Genomic DNA, 944 nt, shown 5'->3' on the forward strand with positions numbered 1-944 from the left:
GAGGTTTTCTCAGTAAGTTGATCTTGCTGGGATGGGGTCGTACCGGATCACGAAGGGACGCAGGGCCCCTGGTAGGACTGGATTTGCGAAGATCGAATCCGAACCAGAGGGCCCCACGTGATCACCTATTCTGCCACGCTCGACGTTCCCCGACCGCTCGGCCAGTATCTGGCGCAACTGTTGCAGGTCGACCGCCGCGAACGAGGCACCCGCCGCGGCCGACGTGCACTGACCACGCTCTCTCACGCGGTGCTGGTACTGCGCTGGTTCCGGCACGGCACACCGGTCGCGGCCCTGGCACGCGATACCGGCATCTCGATCGCCACCTGCTACCGGTACCTCCACGAAGGCATCGACGTACTCGCCGCCCAGTCGCCGGAACTTCCCGACGTGCTGCGTGAACGCCTCGCCGCGGGCGCCACCCACGTCATCATCGACGGCACCCTGATCACCACCGACCGCGTCACCGACACCACCGTCAGCACCAAGGGCACCCCGATCCATCTGTGGTACTCCGGAAAACACCGCCGATTCGGCGCGAACATCCAGTTCATCGCCACCGCGGACGGGTTCCCCCTGTGGGTCTCCGACGCGGTGCCGGGCAGCACCCACGATCTGGCTGCCGCCCGCGACCACGGGATCACCGGAGCCCTGTACGCTGCCGCCGCCCAGGGCCTGGTCACCCTCGCGGACAAGGGGTATCAGGGTGTCGGTATCGGTATCCACACCCCGACGAAAGCCCCGGCCGACGGCAACGTCCTCGATGCCGACAGCCGCTGCCGGAATCAACTGCTGACCAGTCTGCGGTGCCTCGGTGAACGTGCCGCCGCGCTGCTCACCACCCGATGGCAAGCCCTCAACAGGATCACTCTGTGCCCCAAACGAATCGGCTCCATCACCCAAGCAGCGCTTGTCCTGACGCAATTCGAGCATGCAGGTCGCTA

General features: G+C 65.8%; 1 protein-coding gene. It reads left to right on the forward strand.

Annotated elements, in window-relative coordinates:
* Positions 1-117: 117 nt before the first annotated feature.
* A partial coding sequence (locus Q8814_RS26270; protein ID WP_330154845.1) for a transposase family protein occupies positions 118-944 on the forward strand: 827 nt, incomplete at its 3' end.

The organism is Rhodococcus chondri, from assembly GCF_036327435.1.
Lineage (GTDB): Bacteria > Actinomycetota > Actinomycetes > Mycobacteriales > Mycobacteriaceae > Rhodococcus > Rhodococcus chondri.